Origin of the sequence: Azospirillum sp. RU38E (genome assembly GCF_900188385.1) — a bacterium.
Taxonomy (GTDB): Bacteria; Pseudomonadota; Alphaproteobacteria; order Azospirillales; family Azospirillaceae; genus Niveispirillum.
This window is the reverse complement of the sequence record NZ_FZOI01000002.1, coordinates 277153-296204: the sequence shown is the minus strand read 5'-3', so window position 1 is coordinate 296204 and position 19052 is coordinate 277153. Positions and strand designations below refer to the sequence as shown.

Annotated in this window: 19 protein-coding genes and 1 CRISPR repeat array (1 of these 20 running past the window's edge); of the genes, 7 read left to right on the top strand and 12 right to left on the bottom strand. The window is 62.7% G+C overall.

The genetic code is table 11. From position 1 onward, the window contains the following. Positions 1-45: direct repeats of the CRISPR family, unit length 37 nt; unit sequence GTTCAGCGCTGTTCCGCGATTGGAAGCGGATTGAAAC (it extends 211 nt beyond the left edge of the window). A 128-nt stretch (positions 46-173) separates the two neighbouring features. From CHB97_RS06525 to CHB97_RS06510, 5 genes are all read right to left on the bottom strand, one after another. Further along, on the bottom strand, positions 174-2162 hold the full coding sequence (locus CHB97_RS06525; protein ID WP_089287146.1) for an acetyl/propionyl/methylcrotonyl-CoA carboxylase subunit alpha: 1989 nt from the start codon (positions 2160-2162) through the stop codon (positions 174-176). Further along, on the bottom strand, positions 2159-2938 hold the full coding sequence (locus tag CHB97_RS06520; protein ID WP_089287315.1) for an enoyl-CoA hydratase/isomerase family protein: 780 nt from the start codon (positions 2936-2938) through the stop codon (positions 2159-2161). The genes CHB97_RS06525 and CHB97_RS06520 overlap by 4 nt, the downstream gene beginning before the upstream one ends. 11 nt (positions 2939-2949) lie before the next feature. After that, a complete protein-coding gene (locus CHB97_RS25800; protein ID WP_143270744.1) occupies positions 2950-3354 on the bottom strand; it encodes a hypothetical protein in 405 nt (134 codons plus the stop codon). Between the two features lie 28 nt (positions 3355-3382). Further along, complete coding sequence (locus tag CHB97_RS06515) at positions 3383-4990, bottom strand: carboxyl transferase domain-containing protein (protein WP_089287145.1); 1608 nt, start codon at positions 4988-4990, stop codon at positions 3383-3385. Between the two features lie 145 nt (positions 4991-5135). Next, positions 5136-6308 carry an isovaleryl-CoA dehydrogenase gene (locus CHB97_RS06510; RefSeq protein WP_089287144.1) on the bottom strand — a complete coding sequence of 391 codons (1173 nt, stop codon included), beginning with the start codon at positions 6306-6308 and terminating at the stop codon, positions 5136-5138. 174 nt (positions 6309-6482) lie between these two features. On the opposite strand from CHB97_RS06510, the gene CHB97_RS06505 reads away from it, so the two are divergent. Beyond that, positions 6483-7076, top strand: a complete 594-nt coding sequence (locus CHB97_RS06505; RefSeq protein WP_089287143.1) for a TetR/AcrR family transcriptional regulator — start codon at positions 6483-6485, stop codon at positions 7074-7076. Between the two features lie 12 nt (positions 7077-7088). Here CHB97_RS06505 and CHB97_RS06500 read toward each other — a convergent pair whose 3' ends face one another. From CHB97_RS06500 to CHB97_RS06480, 5 genes are all read right to left on the bottom strand, one after another. Then, positions 7089-8804 (bottom strand): methyl-accepting chemotaxis protein, encoded by a 1716-nt coding sequence (locus CHB97_RS06500; protein ID WP_089287142.1) that lies wholly within the window; start codon positions 8802-8804, stop codon positions 7089-7091. Between the two features lie 316 nt (positions 8805-9120). Next, a complete protein-coding gene (locus CHB97_RS06495; RefSeq protein WP_089287141.1) occupies positions 9121-9327 on the bottom strand; it encodes a hypothetical protein in 207 nt (68 codons plus the stop codon). 12 nt (positions 9328-9339) lie between these two features. Beyond that, positions 9340-9822: a MarR family winged helix-turn-helix transcriptional regulator gene (locus tag CHB97_RS06490; protein ID WP_244559434.1), complete on the bottom strand. Its 483-nt coding sequence runs from the start codon at positions 9820-9822 to the stop codon at positions 9340-9342. A 181-nt stretch (positions 9823-10003) separates the two neighbouring features. Then, positions 10004-10534: a hypothetical protein gene (locus tag CHB97_RS06485; protein WP_089287314.1), complete on the bottom strand. Its 531-nt coding sequence runs from the start codon at positions 10532-10534 to the stop codon at positions 10004-10006. Positions 10535-10545: 11 nt separating this feature from the next. Then, positions 10546-11217: a response regulator gene (locus tag CHB97_RS06480; protein WP_089287139.1), complete on the bottom strand. Its 672-nt coding sequence runs from the start codon at positions 11215-11217 to the stop codon at positions 10546-10548. A gap of 272 nt (positions 11218-11489) precedes the next feature. On the opposite strand from CHB97_RS06480, the gene CHB97_RS06475 reads away from it, so the two are divergent. The 4 genes from CHB97_RS06475 to CHB97_RS06460 all read left to right on the top strand — a co-directional run bounded on the left by CHB97_RS06475 (position 11490) and on the right by CHB97_RS06460 (position 14181). Continuing rightward, positions 11490-11807 carry a hypothetical protein gene (locus CHB97_RS06475; RefSeq protein ID WP_089287138.1) on the top strand — a complete coding sequence of 106 codons (318 nt, stop codon included), beginning with the start codon at positions 11490-11492 and terminating at the stop codon, positions 11805-11807. 204 nt (positions 11808-12011) lie between these two features. Then, positions 12012-12560, top strand: coding sequence for a PadR family transcriptional regulator (locus CHB97_RS06470; RefSeq protein WP_244559433.1), 549 nt, complete (start codon positions 12012-12014; stop codon positions 12558-12560). Positions 12561-12863: 303 nt separating this feature from the next. Continuing rightward, positions 12864-13721 carry an ABC transporter permease gene (locus CHB97_RS06465; protein ID WP_089287137.1) on the top strand — a complete coding sequence of 286 codons (858 nt, stop codon included), beginning with the start codon at positions 12864-12866 and terminating at the stop codon, positions 13719-13721. Positions 13722-13734: 13 nt separating this feature from the next. Then, positions 13735-14181, top strand: a complete 447-nt coding sequence (locus CHB97_RS06460) for a hypothetical protein (protein WP_089287136.1) — start codon at positions 13735-13737, stop codon at positions 14179-14181. A gap of 63 nt (positions 14182-14244) precedes the next feature. On the opposite strand, the gene pssA is transcribed toward CHB97_RS06460, so the two are convergent. Continuing rightward, positions 14245-15117, bottom strand: coding sequence for a CDP-diacylglycerol--serine O-phosphatidyltransferase (pssA, locus tag CHB97_RS06455; protein WP_244559432.1), 873 nt, complete (start codon positions 15115-15117; stop codon positions 14245-14247). A gap of 8 nt (positions 15118-15125) precedes the next feature. Next, positions 15126-15860 carry a phosphatidylserine decarboxylase gene (locus CHB97_RS06450; RefSeq protein WP_089287134.1) on the bottom strand — a complete coding sequence of 245 codons (735 nt, stop codon included), beginning with the start codon at positions 15858-15860 and terminating at the stop codon, positions 15126-15128. A gap of 203 nt (positions 15861-16063) precedes the next feature. Here CHB97_RS06450 and CHB97_RS06445 point away from each other — a divergent pair, with 203 nt between their 5' ends. Then, positions 16064-16432, top strand: coding sequence for a response regulator (locus CHB97_RS06445; protein ID WP_160105617.1), 369 nt, complete (start codon positions 16064-16066; stop codon positions 16430-16432). 26 nt (positions 16433-16458) lie between these two features. After that, positions 16459-18972, top strand: coding sequence for an ATP-dependent helicase HrpB (hrpB, locus tag CHB97_RS06440; RefSeq protein WP_089287132.1), 2514 nt, complete (start codon positions 16459-16461; stop codon positions 18970-18972). Positions 18973-19052: the final 80 nt, after the last annotated feature.

Sequence of the window (19052 nt, the reverse complement as noted above, 5' to 3'; positions counted from 1 at the left end):
CAGATACAGTTCAGCGCTGTTCCGCGATTGGAAGCGGATTGAAACAACTGTGTCGGCTTCATGTCGTTCGTAGGCGCTGCGGCACCGCGTCCGATCTGGCGGCTCGGCTGTGCCGCCAATGCTGGATGTTTCCGGCCAATCGCCGTGTGATCTGTGGGGAAGGGTAAGGGCGGCTACGCCGCCTCAAACCCCACCAGTTCCACCCCTTCGGCCACCTGATCGCCCACCTGATAGCGCAGATGCGTTACCGTGCCATCGGCAGGGGCCTTCAGCGTATGTTCCATCTTCATCGCTTCCAGCACGATCACCGGCTGGCCCTTGGTCACAACCGCCCCTTCATCCACCAGGAGGGCAATCACCTTGCCCGGCATCGGGGCGGTCAGGCGGCCATGGGCGCCGGCATCGCCATGGCTGCCGGCATGGGGATCAACCAGCAATAACCTTTGGGTGCCGCCAGCATGGAACAGGGTCACCCCCTCCCCATCCCGCACCCAGCACGCTGTCAGCCGCTGGCCATCCAGGCCCAGGGTCAGGGTGCCATCGGCAGCCAGGGTGGCATCCCGCACCTGCATTTCCCGCCCACCGGCCTGAATGGCAAAGCCATCACGCCACCAGCCGATGGTGATGGGAAAACGCTCCGCCCCCTCGCCCGGTTCACGCCATTCAACCTTGTCCAAGGCTGGCAGGTTCAGCAGCAAACCACCCACCGCATCCCACGGGTCGGCAGCCCCTGCCCTGTGGCGGGACAGCACCAGCCCCAGGCTGGCCAACGCCAGCACATCCGCCGCCGGTGCAGCGTGTGGTGGCAGCAGATCGTTGCCGTAACGGTCAATAAAGCGCGTATCCAAATCCGCCGCCAGAAAGCCCGGATGGGCGGCGATGGCGGACAGGAAAGGCACATTGGCATTCAGCCCGCCAATTTCCGTTGCCGCCAAAGCCCGGCGCAGCCGCTGCACCGCGGCGGGACGATCGTGGTCCCAGACGATCACCTTGGCGATCATCGGATCGTAATAAATAGAAATGGCATCACCCGCCCGCACACCCGTATCCACCCGCACATGCGGCCCGGCATCGGGGAAGCGCAGATGGCTCAGCCGGCCTGTCTGCGGCAGGAAACCCTTGGCAGGGTCTTCGGCGTAAAGCCGAACCTCAATGGCATGGCCGTTGATCGCCAGTTGGTCCTGGCGCAGCGGCAGGGGGTCGCCCGCCGCCACCCGCAATTGCCATTCCACCAGATCAAGGCCGGTAATGGCCTCCGTTACGGGATGTTCCACTTGCAGGCGGGTGTTCATCTCCATGAAATAAAAAGAATTATCGCTATCCAGCAAAAATTCCACCGTGCCGGCACCGACATAACCAATGGCCTTGGCCGCCGCCACCGCCGCCGCCCCCATGCGAGCGCGGATGGCAGGGTCCATGCCGGGGGCCGGCGCCTCCTCCACCACCTTCTGGTGCCGGCGCTGGATGGAGCAATCGCGCTCGAACAGATAGACGCAATCGCCCTGACTGTCGGCGAAAACCTGGATTTCCACATGGCGCGGGCGGGCCAGATATTTTTCGATCAGCACCCGATCATCGCCGAAACTGGCTTTCGCCTCCCGCTTGGCCGACGCCAGCGCCGCCGTGAATTCCGCCGCTGATTCCGCCACCTTCATGCCCTTGCCGCCACCGCCGGCCGACGCCTTGATCAGCACGGGGAAGCCAATGCGCGCCGCCTCTGCCGCCAACTGAGCTTCATCCTGGTCAGCGCCGTGATAACCCGGCACCAGGGGCACGCCGGCCCCTTCCATCAGGGCCTTGGCCTCTGACTTGCCGCCCATGGCGCGGATGGCGCTGGCCGGCGGGCCGATGAAGACCAGCCCAGCAGCATCCACCGCCTCGGCAAAACTGGCATTTTCCGACAGGAAGCCGTACCCGGGATGGATGGCATCCGCGCCCGCCGCTTTGGCCGCCGCGATGATGCGGTCACCCAGCAGATAGCTTTCGCGTGCCGGGGCCGGGCCGATATGCACCGCCCGGTCGGCCATGGCCACATGCATTGCGTCGGCATCCGCATCGGAATAAACCGCTACGGTGGACAGGCCCAACCGGCGGGCGGTGCGGATCACCCGGCAGGCGATCTCACCCCGGTTGGCGATCAGAACAGAGTTGATCCGGCTCATTTCACCCATCCCGGTTTGCGCTTGTCAAAGAAACTGGCTAGACCTTCGCGGCCTTCATCCCCCGCCCTGGCCTCGGCGATGCGGGCGGCGGTGTCGGCCAGCATGGCGTCATCCAAGGGCCCATCCACCGCCGGGATCAGCGCCTTGGCCGCCGCCAGCGCCCGGGGCCCACCCAACAGCAGGTTGGCGATGGCGGCCTCCGCCGCAGCATTCAACGCATCCGCCGTCACCACTTCATGGACCAGCCCCAACCGCAGGGCCGTGGCGGCATCGAACCGTTCAGCGGTCAGGAAATAGCGGCGGCAGGCCCTGGCACCCATGGCGGCCACCACATAGGGGCCGATGGTGGCGGGGATCAGACCCAGCCGCACCTCCGTCAAGGCAAACTGCACGGCATCGGCGGCGATTGCGATATCGCAAGCCGCCACCAGCCCTACCGCCCCGGCAAAGCAATGGCCGTGGATCACAGCGAGGGTCGGCTTGGGGCATTCATTCAGGGTGCGCAGCATGGTGGCCAAGCCCATGGCGTCGGCGACATTTTCCTCCCGGCTATAGCCGGCCATCCGGCGCATCCAGTTCAGGTCGCCACCGGCGGAAAAGCTTTTGCCCACCCCGCGCAGCACGATGACGCGCACGGCGGGATCATTGCCCAGTCGGCGGAAAATATCCGTCAGGTCAGCGATCACCGTATCATTGAAGGCATTATGCACCTCGGGCCGGTTCAGCGTGACGGTGGCGACACCGCGCAGGTCGATGTTGGTTATAATATCAGACATCTTATCGCCCATTATTTAATAAATATACAATTCAACTCAAGAGCAGATGCGGACACACCAGAGCCTATTGTTTTAAAACTATGACCAGAAATTCTAACAATGCGCTTTATTACATTATTTATAATGTATAATTCACCACCAACACTAAGGCTATTTACTCCATTTTTTGATAAAATTATAGAATGATTATTTCCATCGAAATTCATCGCATTTCCATTAACCGATCCAGATTTCATTAATGGATCGTAAACTATAATAAAATTTTCAGGGTCAATAAGGCTGTTTTCGCCAAAATCACGTGAAACACTGCCATTAGATCCTTCAGTTAATTCAAGCGTCTGCATCTTCTGCTGCTTACACCGAATCTCCGCAGCTATTGCACGGCTGGGGATTACAAGCAGGGAGGCCAGAACCATGAAAAAGAAAAAATTCCTCATATCATCCTCACATCCGAAACACGCCGAACTTCGCCGGCGGAATGGGCGCGTTCAGCGCCGCTGACAGGGACAGGCCCAACACATTGCGGGTATCGGCAGGGTCGATGATGCCATCGTCCCACAGCCGGGCAGAGGCGTAATAGGGGTGGCCCTGGCGTTCATATTGCTCCCGGATCGGGGATTTGAATGCCTCTTCATCCTCGGCACTCCAGCCCCGGCCCTGCGCTTCCAGCCCGTCGCGGCGCACGGTGGCCAGCACATTGGCCGCCTGCTCGCCCCCCATCACGGAGATGCGGGCATTGGGCCACATGAACAGGAGGCGCGGGTTAAAGGCACGACCGCACATGCCGTAATTGCCGGCCCCGAAACTGCCGCCAATGATCAGCGTCAGTTTCGGCACATTGGCACAGGCCACCGCCGTCACCAGCTTGGCCCCATCCTTGGCGATGCCGGCATTCTCATATTTCCGGCCGACCATGAAACCGGTGATGTTCTGCAGGAACAGCAGCGGAATTTTGCGCTGGCAGCACAGTTCGATGAAATGGGCACCCTTCACGGCACTTTCACTGAACAGGATGCCGTTATTGGCAATGATGCCCACCGGCATCCCCCACAGCCGGGCAAAGCCGCAGACCAACGTGGTGCCATAGTTCGCCTTGAACTCATCCAGTTCAGAGCCATCGACGATGCGGGCAATGATCTCCCGCACATCATAGGGTTTGCGGGTGTCGGTGGGGATGATGCCGTACAGGTCTTCCGCCGGATACATCGGTTCGCGTACCGGCCTGATATCCATCTCCGGCTGCTTCACCCGGTTCAGGTTGCCGACAATGCGCCGCGCAATACCCAGGGCATGGCCGTCATCGCTGGCCAGATGGTCGGCCACGCCAGAGATGCGGGTATGGACGTCACCGCCGCCCAAATCCTCCGCCGACACCACCTCCCCCGTCGCCGCCTTCACCAAGGGCGGGCCGCCCAGAAAGATGGTGCCCTGGTTCTTCACAATGATGCTTTCATCCGCCATGGCGGGCACATAGGCCCCGCCCGCCGTGCAGGAACCCATCACCACGGCGATCTGCGGCACACCATTGGCCGACAGGGTGGCCTGATTATAGAAGATGCGGCCGAAATGGTCGCGGTCAGGAAATACCTCATCCTGATTGGGCAGGTTGGCCCCGCCGCTATCCACCAGATAGACGCAAGGCAGGTTGTTTTCCCGGGCAATATCCTGGGCGCGCAGGTGTTTTTTCACCGTCAACGGATAATAGGTGCCACCCTTTACCGTCGCATCATTGGCGACGATGACGCATTCCTGGCCCGACACCCGGCCGATGCCGGTGATGATACCGGCGGCGGGCACATCATCGGCATAGACCTGATACGCCGCCAACTGGCTGAATTCCAGGAACGGCGTGCCGGGGTCCAGCAGGGTGCGCACCCGGTCTCGCGGGGAGAGCTTGCCGCGCGCCAGATGCTTGGCCATCGCTTTCTCCCCCCCGCCCTGGGCGATGCGGGCGACGGTGGCGCGCAAATCATCCACTTGGGCGCGCATGGAAGCCGTATTTTCGGCAAAGGCCGGGCTGCGCGGGTCGATGGCGGTGGGGAGGATGGGCATGGGGGGGCCTCGCAATGACCGCGCTTGCCTTTTTCCCACCGTCACCCCGGCGTAGGCCGGGGTCCAGCATCGTAGGGCACAGCGCTTATGAACTGGACCCCGGCCTACGCCGGGGTGACGGTGGAAAAGGTGGGAACCGCCACCCTCAAACCGTCTCGCGGAACAATTCCCGCCCGATCAACATCCGGCGGATTTCGCTGGTGCCGGCGCCGATCTCATACAGCTTGGCATCGCGCAGCAGCCGGCCGGTGGCGTAATCGTTGATATAGCCATTGCCGCCGAGAATCTGGATCGCATCCAGCGCCACCTGGGTGGCCTTTTCCGCTGCCAGCAGGATGGCACCGGCAGCATCCTTGCGGGTGATGCGCTTGGCATCCGCCGCCCGGCCCACGGCATAGACATAGGCGCGGCAGGAATTCAGCGCGACATACATGTCCGCCACCTTGCCCTGGATCAGTTGGAACTCCCCAATCGGCTGGCCGAACTGCTGACGTTCATGGATATAGGGCACGACGATATCCAGGGCCGCCTGCATGATGCCCAGCGGCCCCGCCGCCAGCACCGCGCGTTCATAATCCAGGCCGGACATCAGCACCCGCACGCCGCCATTCACTTGGCCCAGCACATTCTCTTCAGGGATTTCGCAATCCTGGAAGACCAGCTCGCCCGTATGGCTGCCGCGCATCCCCAGCTTGTCCAGCTTCTGCGCACAGGAGAAACCCTTGAAACCCTTTTCCACCAGAAAGGCGGTGATACCCTTGGGCCCGGCCGCCGGGTCGGTCTTGGCATAGACCACCAGCACATCGGCATCCGGGCCATTGGTGATCCACATCTTGGTGCCGTTCAGCACATAGCGATTACCACGCTTATCGGCCCGCAGCTTCATGGACACCACGTCCGATCCCGCCCCCGGCTCGCTCATCGCCAGGGCGCCGACGAAATCACCGGAAACCAGCTTGGGCAGGTAGCGCGCCTTCTGGTCCGCATTGCCATTCAGGCGGATCTGGTTGACGCAGAGGTTGGAATGCGCGCCGTAAGACAGGCCGACGGAGGCCGAGGCGCGGGAGATTTCCTCCATCGCCACCATATGCTCCACATAGCCCATGGCGGCCCCGCCATACTCCTCCTCCACCGTCACGCCCAGCACGCCCAGATCGCCCATCTTCTTCCACAGGTCCATGGGGAACTGGTCGGTGCGGTCGATCTCCGCGGCACGCGGTGCGATCTCAACGCCAGCGAAGGCGGAGACGGCGTCGCGCAGCGCATCCGCCGTTTCGCCAAGACCGAAATCGAACGGGGCAAGGCTGTTGCGCAGCATGGGCGTTTCCTCAAGCTTATGGCTTCTTATAGAAACGGTCATACGTTTTTTTAATGGCCAAATCAACCAGCATCCGCGCGGGTCTCAACCCATCGGCAATGCGTGCACAGGGCTTGACGGCAGCACCCCCGGCGGTCGATGAAAGCCACCCTAACGAACAACAGGAGCAACCCCATGGCCCGCACCGCCGGCAGCCACGGCCCCCGGACCATGGAGGCCATCCGCAAGGCGGCCCTGACGCTGATTTTCAAGAAGGGTTATGAGGCGCTGACCTTGCGGGAACTGGCCGATGCCGTGGGCATCCAGCCCGGTTCCCTCTATAATCATGTGCGCAACAAACAGGATATCCTGTTTGATCTGGTGCAGGAGCATATGGTGCTGCTGCTGGCGGAAGCAAAGGCCGCCATCCCGCCCGGCCAGTCACCAAAGGCACAGTTGGAAGGTTTCATCACCTTCCATGTGCTCTATCACATCACAAGGCGCGAGCAGGTTTTCATCGCCAATTCGGAACTGCGCAGCCTGGAGCCCGCCAACCATGCCACCATTGTGGGTTTGCGGCGGGACTATGAAGGGCTGCTGATCGATATCCTGCGCCGGGGGCGGGAGGATGGCAGTTTACGGGCGGATGAACCGACCATCACCGCCTATGCCATCCTCTCCATGCTGACCGGTATCTGCACCTGGTACCAACCGGGGGGGCGCAAAAGTGCCGAACAGTTGGTGGCCCTGCACCGCGACCTGATCCTGTCCGGCATTGCCACCCGCTGAACAGCCGGGCCGTCAGGCCGCCTGTTCCCCCGCATGTTCCACATCGCTCAGGAACTTCGCCACCTCGTCGCGCAACTGATCGGCCTGTTCGGACAGGGAACCGGCCGCGCCATGCAACTGGGTGGAGGCGCTGAGGGTGAAGTGCGTCCCCTCCCGCACCACGGCGATATTGTCCGACACTTCCGATGTGCGCCGCGCCGCCTCATGCACATTGCGGCTGATCTCCGCCGTGGCGGCGGCCTGCTGGGTGACCGCACTGGCGATGGTGCCGGAATTCTGGCCGATCCGGTCGATGATGTCGGCAATCTCCGCCATCATGGACGCCGCATCGCCAGCCGCATCCTGCACCGCGCGGGCCTGACCGGCGATATCGTCGGTGGCCTTGGCCGTCTGGTTGGCGAGACTTTTCACCTCAGAGGCCACCACGGCGAAGCCCTTGCCGGCCTCCCCCGCCCGCGCCGCCTCGATGGTGGCGTTCAACGCCAGCAGGTTGGTCTGGGCGGCAATGTCGGCGATCAGCCCCACCACGCCCTGCACGCTTTCCACCACCTGGGCCAGTTCGGCCACGGTGCTGCGGGCCTGATGCGCCTTCTGCACCGCTTGGCCGGTGATGCTGGAGGTGATTTCCACCTGCCGGCCGATTTCAGAACTGGATGCCGTCAGTTCCTCGGTCGCCGCAGCGACAGTGCCGACATTGTCACGGGCAATATGCGCACCGTCCGCCACCAGCTCCGACCGTTCCCCGGTTTCCCGCGCCTGATCGCGCAGCCCGCCGGAAGTCGCCTCCAGCTGAGCGGCGGCGGAGGCGACAGTGCCCAACCGGTCGGAAACACGGGCCTTAAACTGGCTCATCAACCGTTCCAGCGCTTCTTGACGCCGCTGTCGGAATGCCTCTTCCCTGGCCTTTTCTGCTTCCAGCGCACGGGCCGTCACCGCATTGTCGCGGAACACCGCCACAGCGGCCGCCATCTCCCCCAGCTCGTTCTGGGCATTAGCATCTGGCACCCGCACATCCAGATCGCCCCCGGCCAGACGGCGCATGACCAGTGTCAGCTCATGCAACGGGCGGCTGAGGGTGCGGCTGATCGCCATCGACAGCAGGAAAACAATGACGCCAATCAGCGAAACGATGGCCAGTTCCGTCAACAGGGCCTGATGATATTGCCGCTCGATATCGTCAATATAGATGGCTGATCCGATGATCCAGCCCCATTCCGGCAATTGCTGCACAAAGGCCACCTTGTCGAAAGCCTCCGTACCGCCGCGCGGCCATTTGTAAAAGACGAAGCCTTTATTGTCCGGCCCGGTGGCCACCTTGATGAATTCGCGGAACAGATAGGTTCCCCCCGAATCCCGGTTGTCCCATTGCGAGGTTCCAACCACCGCCGGCGACGTTGGATGCATCAGCACCAGCGCCTTATCATCATTCACCCAGATATATTCACCGCCATAGCGCATGGCGCCCATGGCATCCAGCGAAGCCCCCTGGGCCTCGGCCCGGCTCAAAATGCCCTGCTTTTCCTGATCGGCATAATAGCGGGCCACGGCCAGTGCGCCTTCCACCGCCATTTGGGCCTGTTGCTTGTGCTGTTGCACCAGCTGGCGATGCAACATCTCCGTATTGAAGATGGTATGCGCGATCAACCCCAGGATCGACACAGCCACGATCATCCCCAACCGTCGCCCGATACGCGCCGTGGCGATGCTTTTCATGATAAGCGAGATCATTTATCCCCCCCCGGGAAATCCAACCCTAAGGTAAAACTACTTCCTTGGGGTATTTGGGGATGAATTTATTAATGAAGTGTTAATTTTATAAATAAAGTCCAATTAACTCAATGTATTGATCCAGCTCAATGTCAAAAGAGCAAACAGGGTATTTACTGAACGTTTTCCCAGAAAATCCAATGCTGAAGAGGGGCGGTGGGGAAAAGGCCCCATTGCAGGAACCCGGCGAAGGGGTAACGGCTCCGGCGGCTTGCTCATAGTGAGGCCCGCCCACTTAAAATACAAGGGGCCGCCTATTTGACCGATAGGGTTTGGGTTATTCTGCTGCCTTGCGCAATATATAATTCAGCTTGGCAAGGGCATTGCGGGCCAGTGCGACCCGGCCTGCGCTGGCCGGGCCCTGGATCACCACTTCCCGATTGGTACGGGGATCAATGGCACTGACACGGATGATCGAGCCCAGCTGCTGGAACTCGATCAATACATCACCTTCCGTAAGGGGCGGCTTATCGCGGCCGACCATCCCGGCACCCCGTCAGAGATCGGACGCGCCATAGGCGCCGTAAGAGAGTGAATTGGTCCAGAAACGCTCCAGCTTGCGCATGGTCTCGTTGCAGCGCGACAGCTCGTCGGGCGACATGCCGCTGCGATCCAGCATTTCCACCTGCCGGGCAAACAGTTCCGACACCCGATCCCGCAGCGCCAAGCCCTTCTCCGAGAGGCGGACGCGGACAGAGCGGCGATCATGCGCAGAGCGTTCCTGCGTCAGATAGCCGTTCTCATGCATCTTCTTGACGTTATAGGACACGTTTGAGCCCAGATAATAACCGCGGGCCGTCAGCTCACCCACTGTCAGTTCATCATCGCCAATATTGTAAAGGATGAGACTCTGGACATTGTTGATATCCTGAACGCCAAGCCGATCCAGCTCGACCTTCAGCACTTCCAGGAAATGGCGATGCAGCCGCTCAATGAGCAGGATGCTGTCATAATAAGGCTGGTGCAATGCCTTCTCCATTGAACTCGACCGCCTGCAGAACACGTCAAATGAAAGGCGCCAGCCAGACGCCCCTTATCCATCGCCCGGCAGCGCCGGTATGTGAACTGCATAGCACGACACTAAGCGCAGGTTAATGCCTGAATAATATCACAAGCGGAAGGCATCCATACAAATTGGAAAAAATTCGGGCAAAAAGCGGTCAGGCGTTTCGCCGCGCGCCCAGCTTGGCCCGCGCGACGGAGAGGGAGCCATTCAACGCCTGCCCAATCGCCCCGCCATCGCCCTTGATATTGTCACGCACCAGCACATGCATCGCATCGATATGCAGACCCACCACCTGCATTTGGGCCGGCGTCGGGTCCGGCAGGGGGATCAGGAAGCTGTTCAAGGCATGGGCAAAATCCGACAGCAAGTCGTACCCGAAGGTTTTGCCCAGGGTCAGAATCCCGTCACTGATCTTGACAATACGCCGCAGATGGGTAGCGCGATTCTCGGCATCATCCAGGGCCCGGCGATAGGCTGCGTGCAGATCGGTCAGGTCCAGCTTTGTCTGCGCCTCATGTGCATCCGCCAGACGGGCCACATAGCTGTTTGCGCGCATGATTGCGGCCGGATCAATCCGACCGGGTTTGCCATCGGCGGAGCCGCCCACCTTTTCCCTCAGCTTGTTGGGACGCTGGATGATCTCCACCGTGGGCTTCGCGGCGCCGGGCTTGACGTTATCGTTCATAGCCCCGCCATTCATGCCTGCATCCGCTGCTGGGCAATTTCATCACTTTCTTCCAATGCTGCCCCGGATGGGGGGGCGCTCTTCTCAGGATTTTCGCCGATTCCATTCTGGCTGTCGATAACCATATGGGCGCCATCTTCGACAACACGCACATCTTCCGGCCCCAGACGGCGTTTTTCTTCCCCATCATAGGGCAAAGTCTGGCGCCGGCGATCAGGGCCGAAATAATTGGGCGCGCGGACGAAGGCGCGCGGCTTGTCGATAATGGCCAGCAGCCGGCTGGCCACATTCATCACCGACATTGGTTTTGCCAGATATTCCGTCACCCCGCTGTCGCGGGCCAGACGCACGGCGGCCTCATCAGCATCGCCGCTCATCATCACAAAGGGCAGGAAGCGGATCTTGTCGCTGTCATGGGCGCGGACCCAGCGCAACAGCTCAATCCCGTCCTTCGGCTCCATCAGATGATCGGCGAAGATGATATCGATATCCTTGCCGGCGCCATCCATCTGGGCCGACACCTCCAGCACGGCCATCGCCTCTTCGCCGTTTTCGGCCTGGATCATCTTGCCGACGCCCAAGCCCTTGAACACCGTCATCATGATGGAGCGGACAAAACGGTTATCATCCACCACCAGGATGGACAGACCGTCAAACCGATAATATTTGCCGCCGCTGGCCATGGATAGGAACCGGCCTTCAACCGAAACAGGTAGGAAGCCGACATCGGCCTCGCTTAGGCTTAATGATTGTTAAGAAAAAGGCAAGCCCAGAGACAACATGCAAAAGCATAGCATCATACTATTTTATTAAAATGATGGTTTCCGCCGCGTTCATTTAAATCGCATTAACAGGCTATCCGGAAAGACAGGTATCTGGAGCCCCTGAGATTAACGGGTTGGTTACGCTCCAGACGTTACGACTCAGCGACAAATATGACGCTGGAGTGACAGAGATGGCGCAGACAGGGGGCAAGCCCGCAACCGAGGAAGGCGTGATCGAGCGTACCGCCCTGATCATGCACGGCCTGTGCAGTGAGCTGCAGCAGAGCCTGCAACGCTCCGCCACGGAAGCGGACGATATCGACCTGGGCATGTTGATGGGGTTGACCATGTATCTGGATGCCAGACTGGGACCGTTTCGGACCGACCGGCTGATGACCGCCGCCCCCCAGATCATTCTGCGCACCGATGCCCATGTCACCCCGACCCAGGAGGCCGCTATCCGGTCCACCTTGCGCCGGCTCGGGCGGGTATTGGCGACTCTGCCGTAACGAGCTCTTATGTTATTGACTGAATTCGAAAAAACTTAACAACCATTAACTATTTTTTCGCCTAAAATCCGGGCATTAGCGGAGGCCTGCTGTACGCAAGGGGCCGTTATTGTTCAGAATTAACAGGCCGTTATATATCGATCCGCCATATATCTTGACTACTTATGTCGGTCGACTATCGTGGCGCCAGTTTTGGAAGGGTCCATGATGATTGATGTTAAAACGCTCTGCCTCGGTGTTCTCAGCCGGGGTGATGCCTCTGGTTACGAGATCCGCAAGGAGTTCGAGGAGGGGCCGCTCAGCCATTTCAGTGATGCCGGATTCGGCTCCATCTATCCGGCGCTGCGTCGTCTGACCGAAGACGGTCATATCGTCATGCTGCCGCACAGCGGCGACGGCCGCCCGGACAAAAAACTGTATCGCATCACGCCGGCCGGCCGTCATGCCCTCTATCAGGCGCTGACGCGCGCCCCGGCGCCGGACAAGCTGCGCTCCGACCTGATGTTCATCCTGTCTTTCGGCCATCTGCTGCCGCCGCGTCATCTGGACCGGATCATCAGCGACCGCATTTCCGATTATCGCCGACTGATCGCGGCGATGGAGGCGCAGGAAAATCAGGTTGCCCGCACGCCGGGTGAAAGCTTTGTAGAAGGCATGGGCCTGGCGATCTATCGCTCCGTTGCCTCCTATCTGGAAGATCACCGGCATGAGCTGGTGGCCGCCGCCCTGATGGAAAATCAGGTGGCTGAGTAATCCAGACCAGGCACAGCTGATACTCTATTGCCTTGATCAGGACCTACAGGTCCTGATCAAGGCCCTCAAGCGCCGGCGCCAACATCCGTTGGCTTGGCTTCACGCGGCACGGGCCGCGCGGCGGCGGTCGCCGCCGTACCAGGTTGCGATGAGGTCACCTCATCGCAACCTGGTATCAGCCCCAGACAGGCCACTTGTCTGCAAACGGCATCCGGTTCCCCCGGATGCCGTTTTGTTTTTGCCCCACCGAAACCCATGCAGCCCTTGCCCTGTTGCTGGGGTCTGGGTTAACTGACGTCTCTCATGCCGCATCGTCCCACCTCCGCACCAGCCCCCCGTTCGGCAGCCCCCCACCCTTCGCCGGTGGCGGCGTCGGCGCGGCGCATCCAGGCAATGGTGTTGCGCAACTGGTACCTGATCCGCCGGTCCTGGCCCCGCTTACTGGAGCTTTGCTATTGGCCGACGGTGCAGTTGCTGATCTGGGGCTTCATGTCGCAGTTCCTGCAGGGACAGGCCGGCTGGGTCGCCGGCACCGTGTCTGTACTGATTGCCGCCGTGCTGCTGTGGGAAGTGCTGGTGCGCACCCAGATCGGCATGAGCATCACCTTTCTGGAGGAGCTGTGGAGCCGCAACCTGGGCAACCTGTTCGTCAGCCCGCTGCGGCCCTGGGAATGGGTGGTGTCGCTGGTGGTGATGGGCCTGATCCGGGTACTGATCGGGCTGGCCCCGCCCGTACTGATTGCAGCGCTGCTGTTCGACTATAATCTGTTGTCGCTGGGCCTGCCGCTGGCGGGGTTCTTTGCCAACCTGATGATGCTGGGTGTCGCCCTCGGGCTCCTCACGTCCGGGGTGATTCTGCGCCATGGGCTGGGGGCGGAAATGCTGGCCTGGATGGCTGTCTTTGTTCTGGCCCCGTTTTCCGCCGTCTATTACCCGGTGGCGGCCTTGCCCCATTGGTTGCAGCCGGTCGCCCTGGCCCTGCCCACCGCCCATGTCTTTGAAGGGATGCGGGCCATCCTGAATGGCACCGGACATGCCTGGGGGCATCTGCTTGGCGCCGTGCTGCTTAACCTTCTCTATCTGGGGCTTGCCGCCCTATACTTCCTGCGGGCGTTCGGCAATGCGCGCCAGCGCGGCGCCCTGTTGCAGACCGGGGAGTAGGGAGAGAAGGGCTTTGGCCAGCGGCTTGCGCAAATATGCGGTACAGAAGCCCAAAGGGGCGAAATGGGAGACCCTGTCCCTGGTGGATGATCTACGCCAGGGACAGGCGGAATTCCGCACGGCGGTGGAACTGCACGGCAAAACACCCGTCCGCCTGATCCAGGTGGATTTCACCGGCGATGAGGCCCTGGCCGATTTCGACTGGCACCTGATTGAGCTGCATGATCCCAACAAGGGGGCACGGCCGCGCCCCACCGTGGTGGCCGGCCGCGAACGGGGACAGAAGCCGCCGAAACCGGGCCGCAAGCCGCCCCCGGCGTCGCCTCAGCCGGCTACCAGCCGCACCAAGGGTCCGCCCGGCCCGGGGGAAAAGGTGCCGGTGCCTTATAAGACCTATGTCGCCGCCTTCCTGTTCGGTGTGCTGGCGATCATCGTCTGGGCGGTCACGTTCAAAATGTAAATAATGAGGGGACGGGCAGGGTTGCGGCGGCCGCCAATCAGGCAAGACCGCCGCCCAGCGGCATCAAACCGCCGGCCCTGCCTTCCCAGCAGACGCCGCCGCATCAGCCTCTGGCGCCGCCGTGTCACCCTCCCCTGGTTCCCCCTTCAGACGGGCAGCCTCCATGGCCAAGGCACGATAGCGCTTGGCAGAAAACGGGATGCTGGCCAGATAGGCCAGCCCCACCACGGTCAGTGTCGCCCAGGGGGCGCTGACCATGGCGGCGGCCGTCATGCCCACGCCCAGCAGCAAAAACACCACATAGCGCTGCGGGATGCGTAAACCCTTCAAGGAGAAGGTGGGAATGGCGCTGATCATCAGGCCGGCCACGCCGACCGTCCAGGGCACCACCAGGACAGGGCTGTCGAACCAGCCCTCCCCCACCTCCAGCGTGGCGATCAGCGGCAGCAGGGCCAGGAAGGCCCCGGCCGGTGCCGGCACGCCGGTAAAGTAATTATAGGCAAAAGGCGGCTTCTCCGCCGCCCCCAGCATGGTGTTGAACCGCGCCAACCGCAACGCGGCACAGACGCCCATCACCAGGGCCGCCATCCAGCCAAAGGTGCGGGCATCCGCAAGCGCCCAGAGGTAAAGGATCATCGCCGGGGCCACGCCGAAGCTGACCACGTCGGACAGGCTGTCCAGCTCCTCACCGAACTTGCTCTGGGCGTTCAACATGCGGGCAATATACCCATCCAGCAGGTCGAACAGGGCGCCGACGGCGATGGCCAGCACCGCCTCCTTCCACTTGCCTTCCATGGCAAAGCGGATACCCGTCATACCCGATGCCAGATTGAGCATCGTCAGCATGTTGGGCAGCAGCCGGCTGATGGGCAGCCCGCGCAGCCGGGGCGGCCGCAGCCGCTTCTGACGCAGGCGGGGCGCGGGACGCGGCGGCACCCCCCCCATCAGCGAACCTCGCCCCCGCGCTGCGGTTCGGTCCCGACCAGATCGGCCAGCACGGTCTCACCGGCGATCATCTTCTGGCCGATCACCACCAGCGGGGCAACCTCATCCGGCAGATAGACATCACAGCGGCTGCCGAAACGGATCAGGCCATAGCGCTCACCCGCCCGCACCGGCTGGCCAGGGGCCACCCACCACAGGATACGGCGTGCGACCAGACCAGCGATCTGTACAAACGCCATTTCCCGCCCGTCAGGCAGGGTCATGCGGATGGACATACGCTCATTCTCGTCGCTGGCCTTGTCAAAGGACGCGTTGAGGAACTTGCCCGGATGATATTCGGCGCTGTGCACCGTGCCATCGGTCGGCACGCGGTTCACATGCACGTCGAACACGTTCAGGAAGATGGAGATGCGGGTCAGCTTCACATCGCCCATGCCCAGTTCGGGCGGCGGCGATGCCTTGGTGATCATGATAACGCGGCCATCGGCCGGGCTGACCACCAGGCCGGGGCGGGTGGGCGTCACACGATCGGGATCGCGGAAGAAATAGACGCACCAGGCGGTCAGCACCAGACCGATCCAGCCCAACGCCGTGGACCAGGTGAACAGCAGTGCCGACACGATGGCGAACAGGGCGATGAACGGCCAGCCGGCCTTGTTGATCGGAACGATGACGGTTTTCAGCGCAGACATTGGCGAAGCGGCTACCCGCTGGTGATTGGAACGAAGAGCCATACTAGACAGTCGGCCAATGGAAATTAAGCCAATTCGACGAAGGGCACCGGTGCGATGGCCACAGATGGCCCCTTCTATCGCCAAGGGCCTAATCTAAGGGGTGTCAGACCCAAGTTGGACTGTCGCAAATGACGGCTTGCGTCATTATCAATGGCAACAACCCCATGGTTGTTCCCAGATGCCCCTCACCCTATGGTTCCCCGATGTCCGCGTCCCCACTGCGAATCCTGATTTGCGAAGATGAATCGCTGATCGCGCTCGGCCTCTGCGCCATCGTGGAAGATGCCGGCCATATCGTCTGCGACACCTGCGCCACCGCGGTGGAGGCTGTAGCCGCCGCCATCACCCACCGGCCCGATCTGGTATTGATGGATGTGATGTTGCGGGGCGGGGAGGATGGCATCGCGGCCGCGCTGGAAATCCGCCAGCGCCTGGATATCCCCTGCCTGTTCATGAGTGCGGTGGACGCCCCCGCCGTGCGGGATCGCATGGCGGGGGCGCGCCCGCTGGGCTTCATCGCCAAGCCCTATCGCCCCGCTGACCTGCTGCAACAGTTGCAGCGGTTGGTTTGAGCCGGCCCTTTGGGCTAAATGGGGGCATGTCGACGCACAATCCCCCCACCTTCCCGCCCCTGCCGATTGATGAGGCGCTGCCAGCCTTGCTGGCAGCGCTCGGCAATGGCCCCAATGCCGTGCTGCAGGCTCCGCCCGGTGCCGGCAAGACCACCCGCGTGCCGCTAGCGCTGCTGGATCAGCCCTGGCGCGGCGATGGCCGCATCATCATGCTGGAACCGCGCCGGCTGGCCGCCCGGGGTGCCGCCCGCCGCATGGCCGCGATGCTGGGGGAGGAGGTGGGCGGTACCGTCGGTTACCGCGTCCGCCTGGATAGTCGCGTCTCCGCCCGCACCCGGATCGAGGTGGTGACCGAAGGCATCTTCCTGCGCCAGCTGCAAGCCGACCCGTCGCTGGACGGGGTGGCCGCCGTGCTGTTTGACGAATTCCACGAGCGCAGCCTGGATGCCGATCTGGCTCTGGCTTTTTGCCTGCAAAGTCAGGGCCTGCTGCGCGACGATCTTCGTCTGCTGGTGATGTCGGCCACGCTGGATGGCGGGCCGGTGGCGGGGCTGCTGGGCAATGCGCCGCTGATCACCTCCGAAGGCCGCGCCTATCCGGTGGAAACCCGCTGGGCCGAACCCAATGGCGGGGAGCGGATGGAAGAGGCCCTGGCCCGCACCATCCGCCGCGCGCTGGCGGAAGAGACGGGCAGCCTGCTGGTCTTCCTGCCCGGCAGCGGGGAAATCCGCCGGGTGGAACGGCTGCTGGGTGAAGGCCGCCTGCCGGCCGACGTGATGCTGACCCCGCTTTATGGCGACCTGTCGCTGGAAGCCCAGGACGCCGCCATCCGCCCTGCCCCGGATGGCAAGCGTAAGGTGGTGCTGGCAACCTCCATCGCCGAAACCAGCCTGACCATTGAAGGGGTGCGGGTGGTGATCGATGGCGGCCTGTCGCGGCTGGCCCGGTTCGATCCGCGCAGCGGCATGGGCCGGTTGGAAACCGTGCGTTCCTCCCGCGCCTCTGCCGATCAGCGGCGGGGCCGTGCGGGGCGTACCGCACCCGGCATCTGTTACCGCCTGTGGTCCGAGGCGGCCGACCGCGCCCTGGCTGCCTTCACCCCGCCGGAAATCGCGCGGGCCGATCTGGCCCCGCTGGCGCTGGAACTGGCGCAATGGGGCATCCATGATGCCGCCGAACTGGCCTGGCTGGACCAGCCACCCGCCCCTTCCCTGTCGCAGGCGCGGGAATTGCTGCGCCAGTTGGGGGCGCTGGACGATGGGAACCGAATCACCCGGCATGGGCAAACCATGGCCGGGCTGGGGCTGCATCCGCGCCTGGCCCATCTGGTGCTGCGCGGGCGGGAACTGGGGCGGACGCGGCTGGCCTGCCGTGTCGCCGCCCTGATCGGGGAGCGGGACATTCTGCGCGGCGGCAGCGGAATGCGCGATGCCGACCTGCGCACCCGGCTGGACCATCTGGCCGAACGCGGACGCGGGGGCGAGGTGGATCGCGGCGCCCTGCATCAGGCCCTGGATTCGGCCCGCCAGTTGGAACGGCAGGTGGGCGGGCCGCCGGGGGACACCGATCATGATGGGGCCGGCCTGCTGCTGGCCCTGGCCTACCCGGACCGTATCGCCCAACGCCGCCCCGGCAGCCCTGGCCAGTACCGGCTTTCCGGCGGCCGTGGGGCAGCACTGGACCCGACCGATGCGCTGGCCAGCCGTGACTGGCTGGCTGTGGCCGATCTGGATGGCCAGGGGCGTGACGCGCGTATCTTCCTGGCCGCCCCGGTGACCCAGGCGGAGCTGGAGGAAGCCTTTGCCGGCGACATCGTGGCGGAAACATTGGTGGAATGGGATGGCCGCGAACAGGCGGTAAAGGCCCGCCGCCGGCGCCGCCTGTTCGCCCTGTCCTTGAAGGAGGAGTTGCTGCAAAACCCGCCGGCCGAAGCGGTCATCCCCGCCCTGTTGCAGGGCATCCGGGAAATGGGGCTGGCCTGCCTGCCCTGGAGCAAGGAGCTGGAAAGCTGGCGCACCCGCGTGGCCTTCCTGCACCGCGCCGCACCCGACCGCTGGCCCGATATGTCCGATGCCGCCCTGCTGGCGACGCTGGAGGATTGGCTTGCCCCCTATCTGGCCGGGGTGATGCGGCGCAGCCACCTGGACCGCATCGATCTGCACGGGGCCTTGACCGGGCTGCTGGACTGGAACAGCCAGCAGGCCCTGAATGCCGAGGCGCCCACCCATCTGACCGTCCCCACCGGCAACCGCATCCCCATTGATTATACCGGAGAAGAACCGGTTCTGGCCGTGCGGCTGCAGGAACTGTTCGGGCTGGCTGAAACGCCGCGCCTGGGCGGTGGGCGGGTGCCGGTGCTGCTGCACCTGCTGTCGCCAGCCCACCGCCCAGTGCAGGTGACGCGCGATCTGGCCGGGTTCTGGAAAGGCTCCTACCGCGAGGTGAAGAAGGATCTGGCCGGGCGCTATCCGCGCCATTACTGGCCCGACAACCCGCTGGAAGCCGAACCGACGGCCCGCGCCAAGCGTCGGGGAACGTGAGCAGCGCGAAAACCCCGGAAAACCAAGGATTTGGAAAAATTTATCCGGCTTCGTCATTTTCCTTGTTGCCAGCCCCCCGT